The sequence below is a fragment of the Actinomadura formosensis NBRC 14204 genome (genome assembly GCF_001552155.1).
Taxonomy (GTDB): Bacteria; Actinomycetota; Actinomycetes; order Streptosporangiales; family Streptosporangiaceae; genus Spirillospora; species Spirillospora formosensis.
This window is the reverse complement of sequence record NZ_BCQQ01000091.1, coordinates 21,745-30,217: the sequence shown is the minus strand read 5'-3', so window position 1 is coordinate 30,217 and position 8,473 is coordinate 21,745. Positions and strand designations below refer to the sequence as shown.

Sequence of the window (8,473 nt, the reverse complement as noted above, 5' to 3'; positions counted from 1 at the left end):
CGGGCCGGCCCCGGCCGCGCGCGAGCCGCGCGGCCACCACCCCGGCGGCCACCGCCTGGACCAGCGTCAACGCCTTCATCTCACCCGTGTACCCCGCCGTGCCGGCAGGTCCTCCTCGACGAGCGAGGCGACGATCCGGCCGCCCATGGCGACCAGCGGGAGCCCGCCGCCCGGATGCGCCGACCCGCCCACCAGGTACAGTCCCCGCCGCGGCCCCCGGTTGCCCGGCCTGCGCAGCGGCGCGAACGCGCCGCGGTAGGCGGTGCCGTAGATCGCCCCGCCCCACGCGCCGTACCGGTCGCGCAGGTCCGCGGGGGTGAACGACTCGACGAACCGCAGCCGCCCCGACAGGTCGTGCCCGCGGCGCGCCAGCCGCTCCAGCACCAGGTCCCGGTAGGCGTCGGGGGTCATCGGCCAGCGGCCCGGATCACCCGCGGGGACGTTCACCAGCAGCACCCAGTTCTCCGCCCCGGCCGGCGCCTGGGACGGGTCGTCCACCGCCGAGCAGCCGATGTAGATCGTCGGGTCCTCCGGTGGCCGCCGCCGCTCGAAGATGTCGCCGAACTCCCGCCGGTAGTCGGCCGAGAAGACCACGGAATGGTGCGGCAGCCCCCCGGTGCGCCCCTCCACCCCGGCGAGCAGCAGGAACGCCGACGAGGACGGGCCGAGCCTGCCGATCCGGCGCAGCCTCCGGTCATCCGGCAGCAGCCGGCCGTACAGCGCCGCGGCGTCGGCGTTCACCACCACCGCGTCGGCGCTCACCCGCTCGCCCGACGCCAGCACCACGCCCGACACCGCCGACCGGCCGGCGAGCACGCCCGTCACCTCACTGCCGGTGTGGGCCTCGACGCCCGCGTCGATCAGCAGCCCGGCCAGGTCGTCGGCGAGCCGGGGCAGCCCGCCCGGCACGTACCAGCCCCCGTCCCCGTGCTCGATCGCCGGGACGCAGCCGAGCGCGGCCGGCGCCCGGTACGGGCTCGACCCGGCGTACGTCGCGTACCGGCCGACGTACTGCCGCAGCCGCGGGTCGCGGAAGAACCGGCGGGCCAGGCCGTCCAGGGTCCGGCCCGGCGCGACCGCGAGCAGGTCGCCGATCCGGGCCCGTTCGGGGCGGCGGCCCAGCGGCCCGGCGAAGAACGTCCGCCGGGACGCCTCCAGGCAGTTCGCGGCCCACCCGTGGAAGGCGCGCCAGGCCGCCCCCTCGCCGGGGGCCAGCCGGTCGACCTCCGCCGCCATCCGGTCCGGATCGCGGTACGCGCGCAGCTCGGACCCGTCGGCGAAGCGGTAGCGGCACAGTTCGTCCAGTTCCACCAGCTCGCGTGCGACGCCCAGTTCCCGGAAGACCTCCGGAAGGGTGAGCAGCGACGGCCCCAGCGAGAACACGAATCCCGCGCGCTCACGCTCGGCGAGCTTCCCGCCGAGCCGGTCCAGCCTCTCGTGCAGCGCGACCCGGTGGCCGCCCCGCGCCAGCAGCAGCGCGGCGACCATCCCGCCGACCCCGCCGCCGACCACGATCACCTCGGCCATCGACGCCTCCACGCCAGGACGGCGAACGTCCCCATGGCCGCCCCGCCGGCCACCGCCACCACCCGGTCCGGCGGCTCGAACACCGCCGCGAACGCCAGCGTCTCCATGGCCGCCATCACCCCGTAGATCGCGACGAGCCCGCCGGACGCGGCCTTGCCCGCCCGTCCCACGATCATGTCGATCACTCCCATGACCAGCAGCGACACCGCCAGCCATCCGACGAAATTACTGACCGGCACTCCCCGGTACGGGCCCGCGTCCTGCCACGTCCACAGGCCCAGCCGAAGCATCTGCGGGTCCAGGAACAGATCCCACGCCGTCAACGCGGCCGCACCCGCCGCCCACCGCTTGAGCCCGCCCTCCGGGACGATCACGGTGGCGACGGCATGGGCGGCCAGCCCCATACCGCCCCAGGCCACCGCCACGATCACCGGCACGCCGCCCGGCTGAGGCCACAGCAGCGACGTGTAGGAGTACTCCCCGAACGGGAAACCCGTGCGGACCCCGATCCACTCCGCCGCGTACCCCACGGCCACCGCGGCGCCGAAGGCCCCGGCCGCCCGGCCGGCCCCGGCCCGCCCCGCGAGGAACGCCGCGGCGCTCGCCGCCAGCAGCGCCACGACGACGCTCGTCAACCGGACCGGCTCGGGCCGCACCCCCGACAGGACCTGCGCCACCACCATCGCGCCCAGAAACCCGGCACCGGCGAGCACCCAGGCCCCCGGCCGCCGCCGGAGACGGCTCACCCGCCGTCCGGCGCCCCACCCGCGCACTTGCCCCATGCAGGACCTTCGTTGGAAGGCGGCATCACGGATGCACCGGAAGGCCGCATCACGGATGCGGCCTTCCGGCAGGGCTATCGTGGCCGGCGGCCCCGGTTCGGCCCCGCCGAACCGGGGCTCTCACCAATGTTCGCTTCGGTGATGTGCAGGCGGGTGTGCAGGCCGCTGACGTGCAGGACGCGCAGCACCCGGGTCTGCGGATGGTGCAGGCGAAGCTGACGCCCGCGGCGGGACATGGCCTGGTGCGCCCACACCAGCACGGCCAGGCCGCTGGAGTCGGCGAAGCTCAGTTCGGACAGGTCCAGGAGAAGCCGGTGCGGATCGTGGGCGGCGATCACGGCCCCGATGTGGTGACGCAGATCATCGGAGCTGGCCATGTCGAGTTCGCCGTTCAGGCGCACCTCCATGGTCGCTCCGTCCTGCTGGGCGCCGATGGCCAGCCGCAGGGTCCCGCCGGCGCAGGTCACGCCGCCCGCGGGGGACGGGATCGAGGGTGCCCGGGCACCGGGTGAAGCCGGCCGGGCCGGACGGTCGTCTGCCGAGGTCACAGAGCCTCCATGAGTTGGGTCTCCGGGACCGGGCAGGGTCAGGGGCCGGACCGAAAAGGAGCGAACGGAAAAGTCCGATCGGATTTGACGTTTCGAGACGGATGGATCGGGTCGAAGGGGATGCGGCGGGTTGGCTCGTCGGGCGGGCGCCGGAACTAGGAGGTGCTCTCTTCGAGAATTTCGCCGGCCAGATCCGCGACGCGGCGGCGGCTGTCGCGAGCCTGCTTGCGCAGCCGGTTGAACGCCGAGACCGCGTCCACTCCGTGCTTGGCCATCAGGTAGCCGATGGCACGCTCTATCACCACCCGGTAATCAAGCGCGTATTGCAACTGGGACGCGGTGACGCTGTGCTCGTGGGACGCCAGCGCGGCCGCCATGAGCTCCCCGATCAGGCCGGCGTAGGCGCGCAGCGCCGCGATATCGGAGTCGTCCCATCCGTACGGTTCGGAGCGGTAGACGTTCAGGGTGCCGACGGGGCTGCCGCCCAGCAGGATCGGGACCCCGGCCACCGCCCTCACCCGCTCGTCCAGGACGTCCACCAGTTGCGGCCAGCGCGAGTCCGAACGCACGTCCTTGGTCGACACCGGATGGCCCACCACGTAGGTGTCGTAGCACGGCCCCTGCCCGGCGCGGGCCTGGGCCTGCTCCAGCGAGCGGCCCGCCTCGTCGGAGGCGGCCACGTACAGCAGATCCTCCTCTTCGTCGATGAGCATGATGCCGGCACCGTCATAGCCGAAAACCCGGTTCACCGAGGTGACGACCCGGTGCAACGCGCGGGCCAGGTCCGTCTCGTAGGGGGCTTTACGCAGGTGCTGCAGGCTGGCGTCCAGCGCTTCGGTGTCGATATGCATCATGCTCTACATCCTTGAATGAAGAACGGCGGTCGATGAGATGCGGAGGCACTACGGCCGGCCGGGGCCGCCCGCCGCCGAATCCGCGGCGAGCCGGATCAGGAGGTCGGCGGCGGTGCCGGCCAGGTGCTCCCCGACCGCGATCTGCCGGCTCGTCCACGTGTACGGCGTACACCGGTAGAAGTTCAACGAGCCGATGACGTCGCCTTCGACGTGGACGGGGACCGACAGCACGGCCCTGACCGGTGCCGCGCTGCGCGCCAGCCGCGCGTATCCGGCCTCTTCGTGGCTCTCCAGATCGTTCACCGCGACCGGTTGACCGTCGGACACGGAGTCATGGGCGGGACCCACCCGCTCGAACTGCTGGGCGTACTGAAGCTTCAGCCCCTCGGCGGTGGACCCGCCGACCGCGCGCAGCCCGCTCGCCTCCCCGGCGAGCATCAGGGCCGCACCGTCGGCCTGGGAGATCAGCGCCATCGAGTGCAGGGCGCGGGACAGCCGCCCGGCCGCCAGGGACACCCGCGGACCGGCTGCCGCCGCGAGCCCGCCGTCGGATGAAGGGCCGGGACGAGGCCCCGGTACGGGAGGAACGTTGTCGCCGATGTCACGGTCGTTCGCCATGTTCGCCACCTCGGGTGGCATCGAATGCGGATCCGCGGACACAGGGCGGAACTTCCGTGGGCCACCCTACCCGCTCTCCGGCCGCGGCCCCCAGAAGCAGGACGCGCCGGTGCCTCTAGGAGGCGTCTCGCCGCGATTTCGGCACGGTGCCCGGGGGCGGGAAGCTCGCGCGTCCGGCCGTCACATGGTCGAGGGCATGACGGAGCGTGGCGCTGATCCCGATGTGCCGATCGAGGCCGGTGCGCTCCAGGAGCCGGTGGCACAGCGGGCTCGGACGGCTGAGGACCAGGTTCCCGCGCCTGCCCCGCGCGGCCTTCCAGAGCGCCACCAGTGCGCCCAGTCCCGAGGAGTCGCAGAACTTCACGTCCCGCAGGTCGAGTATAATGTTCCCAGCGGGCGAGGGCCGCGAGAGAACATATTCGCGAAAAGGTTCGGCCGTAAGATAATCGATCTCGCCGGCTACATAAAAAAGAAGAAATCGCTCATGGCCTGCGGAGCGGACTCGGATTCTGTTATCCGGATCGCACCACTGCTCTTCGGACAGCGAATCGTCATCGTGCACCGTGCTCGTAGCCATGTTTTCACCTCCTGTATCCGGCCGAGCATACCCTCGCCGGATCAGATCATTCCGATGAAGCGCATCGGGGCCGGACCTCGGCTTCCGGCAGCGCGGCCGCCGGCCGTCCGCACCGCGCCGGGCCCGGTCGGGCGGCCCCCGGCTCGACGCCCAAAAGGAGAGTGAAGCCACATTTACTTGCCCTCCGGCAAGTTTCTGGTGTAGCCAAGGAGCCAGCAGGCAGCATCCTCATCGGGGTACAGGGATCGGCTCCAGAGCGAAAGGTAGGGCCGACTCAGGCTCTTGTATGGAAGTTACTCAAGGCACTGACGGTCTTCAGCCCGTCCTCGCTCCCGTATTGCAGCCCGCCCCCTTTCCGGGGCTGGTCGTCGACGCGGCCGGTACCGTGACCGAACTCAACGACGCGGCCCGCGCGCTGTTCGGCGCGGGTCTGGGCGCCCGGCTGCCCGACGTGGCGCCGGAATGGCTGGCCGAGGCCCATCGGTCGCTGGCCGCACGGTCTTCCGGGGTTCCGCCGGTGGCCGCCCCCGGCGCCGGCGGTCCGCAGGGGGCGGCGCCGGTCGCGCAGGGCCCGATCGGCGAGCGCGTTTTCGAGGCTCATGGAGCCCCGCTCACCGGCCCGGACGGCTCCGGCGGCCCGCTGAGCGGCCGGGACGCCACGATCTGGTGGCTGGTCGACGTCACCGAACACCGGCGGCTGGAGCGGGAGCTCGCGGCCGAACGGGAACGCACGGCGTTGCTGGCGGAGGCGTCCGGCCAGCTGCTGGCGTCGCTGAATCTGGACCGCTGCATGGAGGTGACCGCGCGGCTGGCGGCGCGTCATCTGGCCGACGCCGCGATGGTGATCGCTCCCCGCTCCGGCCACGGGCATCCGGTGGCCTGCTGCGGCCCCGACGGGCGGGTGGAGTACCGCGAACTGCGGGTCGACCCGGCGGAGGTCCCGGGGCTGGCCGAGGCGATGCGGGGCTTTCCGCCGGTGCCGCCGCGATGGGTCGATCCGGCCGCCGCGCCCGACTGGGCCGCGCGCCGGAGCCTCGGCGGGCCCCGCGCGATGGCGGTGACCACGCTTCCCGGGCACGGCATGCCGGCCGGGGCGCTGGTGCTGCTGTGGAAGGACGCGCGGGAGGGATTCTCCGGCGGCGAGGAGAGACTCACCCATCTGTTCGCGGCACGGGCCGGCGCCGCGATGTCGATGGCCCGGGTGTACGCCGAGCAGACGTCCATCACCGAGACGCTGATGCACGATCTGCTTCCGCCGCGCACCGGCGGACTCGACGGGGTCGAACTGGCGGCCCGCTACCAGCCGTCCGGCGGCGGCGACCGCGTCGGAGGAGACTTCTACGACCTGTATCCGGCCGAGGAGGAACCGGTCGCGGGACCGGAGCCGGCGCCGGAGGCGCTGGTCGTCCTCGGCGATGTGTGCGGCAAGGGGCTGGAGGCCGCGGTGCTGACCGGCAAGATCCGCAATACGCTCCGGGCCCTGTTCCCCCTGTCGGGCGATCACCAGCGTGTGCTGAAACTGCTGAACAGGGCGCTGCTCAACAGCGAGACCACCCGGTTCGTCACTCTCGTCCTGGCGTCGATCCGGCGCGAGGGCGGCAACGTCCGCCTGCGGCTGACCAGCGCGGGCCATACCGGCCCGCTGATCGTGCGCGCCGACGGCGAGGTCGAATCCGTCGACACGGGGGGCTCGCTCATCGGAGTGCTGGAGGACATCACCTCCACCACCGCCACCGTCCTGCTCGAACCGGGCGACACGTGCCTGCTGTACACCGACGGCATCACCGAGGCGGCCGGCGGTCCGCTGGGCGGTGAGATGTTCGGCGACGAGCGGCTGCGCGACGAGCTGCGCCGGTGCGGCGGGATGCCCCCGCAGGCGCTGGTGGAGCGGGTCCACATGCTCGCCGCCGAGTGGGTCGGCGACAATCACCACGACGACATGGCCATGATCGCGATCACCGCTCCGCGGCGCTTCCACCTCAGTGCCGTCGGGGGGCAGGGGCCCGGGAGGTACACGGCGTGACCCGTGGAGAACAGGCACGGCCGCACGCCGATCTCGATGCCTGGACGGCCCGGCTCTGGGACGCCGTCATCGTCGGCGACGAGTACGCGGCCACGGACGCGGCGGTGGCCGCCCTGGACGAGGGGATGGACGCCGAGACCCTGCTGCTGGACGTCATCGCGCCGCTGCAGGCCCGGGTGGGCAGCGAGTGGGCGGCCAACCGGCTCACGGTCGTCCAGGAGCACACCGCGACCGCGGTCATCGAAAGGGTGATCGCGGCGCTGGCGCTCCACCCGGCCGTCCGCCGGCGCCAGCGCGGCGAACCGCGCGGCCGGATCGCCGTGGCGTGCATCGACGGGGAATGGCACGCGCTGCCCGCCCGGATCGTGGCCGAGGTGCTGCGGCTGCGCGGCTGGCAGGTCGACTATCTCGGCGCGCAGGTACCGACCCCGCACCTGATCTCCCACCTGCACCGCACCGGCCCCGCGCTGGTGGCGCTGTCGTCCTCGATCGCCACCCGGCTGCCCGCCGCGCACGCCGCCATCACCGCCTGCCAGGCCACCGGTACCCCCGTCCTGGTCGGCGGGGCGGCCTTCGGACCCGACGGGCGGTACGCCGCCCTGCTGGGCGCCGACGGCTGGGCGCCGAACGCCCGCGCGGCCGCCGACCTGCTGGCGGACGGCCCCCTGCGCAAGCCGAAACCGGCTCATCAGCCCGTCGATGACCTGCCCCACCTGGCCGACCAGGAGTACGCCCGTGTCACCGGCACGGCCCACCGGCTGGTGCGGCGCACCATGGACGAACTGCAGTCCCGCTTTCCGGCGATGGCGGACTACACCGAGCAGCAGCGCCGCCACACCGCCGAGGACATCGCCCACATCGTCGACTTCCTCGGCACCGCCCTCTACCTTGACGATCCGGACCTGTTCACCGGATTCATCACCTGGACCGCGGGCATCCTGACCGCTCGTGACGTGCCCGCCCGCAGCCTGGTGCCGGCTCTGGACCTGCTGGCGGAGCAGCTCGCCGGCCTTCCCCGCGCCACAGATCTGCTCCGGCGCGCCCAGGACGCCCTCCGGCGGCCGGCGCCGCCCGCCGCCGACGAGGATTCCGGCGTGCTCGCCGAGCCTGTGGGCGACCCAGACCCTGACCCCGGACTAGGAAGAATTGCATGACCGCCTCGGTTCCCGATGCTCCGCTGCACCTGGTCGTGACCGCCTCCACCGCGCACTCCCTGCGGATGGAGATTCACGGCGAACTGGACTTCGACACAGCCGACACACTGGTGGCCACCGCCGGCGCGGAACTGGACGATCATCGCGACCTCCACGACCTGGACCTGGACTGCTCGGGGCTGAGCATGTGCGACTCGGCCGGTCTCGCGGCCCTGCTGATGATCCGCCGCCGCACGGCCGCCACCGGCGTCCGCCTCCGGCTGACCGGCCGGAGACCGCAACTGGACCGGCTGCTGCGCATCACCGGCACCCTCCACCACCTGACCGGCGAATCCGCCGGGAAGGCGGAGGACCAGGATCAGGAAGTACCGGGCCGGCCCTGACCCTCCC

9 protein-coding genes are annotated in these 8,473 nt (G+C 72.8%); 3 read left to right on the top strand and 6 right to left on the bottom strand.

Annotated features, from left to right (window positions below; all coding sequences use genetic code 11):
* Nucleotides 1-75: 75 nt before the first annotated feature.
* The 6 genes from AF1_RS22305 to AF1_RS33560 form a co-directional block, all read right to left on the bottom strand.
* Nucleotides 76-1,527 carry a phytoene desaturase family protein gene (locus AF1_RS22305; protein ID WP_084263217.1) on the bottom strand — a complete coding sequence of 484 codons (1,452 nt, stop codon included), beginning with the start codon at nt 1,525-1,527 and terminating at the stop codon, nt 76-78.
* On the bottom strand, nt 1,515-2,309 hold the full coding sequence (locus AF1_RS22300) for a carotenoid biosynthesis protein (RefSeq protein WP_084263216.1): 795 nt from the start codon (nt 2,307-2,309) through the stop codon (nt 1,515-1,517). The genes AF1_RS22305 and AF1_RS22300 overlap by 13 nt, the downstream gene beginning before the upstream one ends.
* Nucleotides 2,310-2,383: 74 nt before the next feature.
* On the bottom strand, nt 2,384-2,857 hold the full coding sequence (locus AF1_RS22295; protein ID WP_131732818.1) for an STAS domain-containing protein: 474 nt from the start codon (nt 2,855-2,857) through the stop codon (nt 2,384-2,386).
* A 155-nt stretch (nt 2,858-3,012) separates the two neighbouring features.
* Complete coding sequence (locus AF1_RS22290) at nt 3,013-3,711, bottom strand: GAF and ANTAR domain-containing protein (protein WP_207394136.1); 699 nt, start codon at nt 3,709-3,711, stop codon at nt 3,013-3,015.
* Between the two features lie 48 nt (nt 3,712-3,759).
* The gene (locus AF1_RS22285) at nt 3,760-4,329 is read right to left on the bottom strand and encodes a GAF domain-containing protein (protein ID WP_165488426.1); all 570 of its coding nucleotides are present in this window, start codon (nt 4,327-4,329) and stop codon (nt 3,760-3,762) included.
* Nucleotides 4,330-4,444: 115 nt separating this feature from the next.
* Entirely contained in the window at nt 4,445-4,906 is a 462-nt protein-coding gene (locus tag AF1_RS33560) for an STAS domain-containing protein (RefSeq protein ID WP_084263215.1), read from the bottom strand.
* A 385-nt stretch (nt 4,907-5,291) separates the two neighbouring features.
* Between AF1_RS33560 and AF1_RS22275 the strand changes: the two genes are divergently transcribed.
* From AF1_RS22275 to AF1_RS22265, 3 genes are read left to right on the top strand one after another with little or no spacing between them, the layout of a single operon-like run.
* Nucleotides 5,292-6,929, top strand: coding sequence for a PP2C family protein-serine/threonine phosphatase (locus AF1_RS22275; protein WP_242608932.1), 1,638 nt, complete (start codon nt 5,292-5,294; stop codon nt 6,927-6,929).
* On the top strand, nt 6,926-8,083 hold the full coding sequence (locus AF1_RS22270; RefSeq protein ID WP_084263214.1) for a cobalamin B12-binding domain-containing protein: 1,158 nt from the start codon (nt 6,926-6,928) through the stop codon (nt 8,081-8,083). The genes AF1_RS22275 and AF1_RS22270 overlap by 4 nt, the downstream gene beginning before the upstream one ends.
* Nucleotides 8,080-8,466: an STAS domain-containing protein gene (locus AF1_RS22265; protein WP_067802577.1), complete on the top strand. Its 387-nt coding sequence runs from the start codon at nt 8,080-8,082 to the stop codon at nt 8,464-8,466. Before AF1_RS22270 ends, AF1_RS22265 begins: the two co-directional genes overlap by 4 nt.
* Nucleotides 8,467-8,473 lie beyond the last annotated feature (7 nt).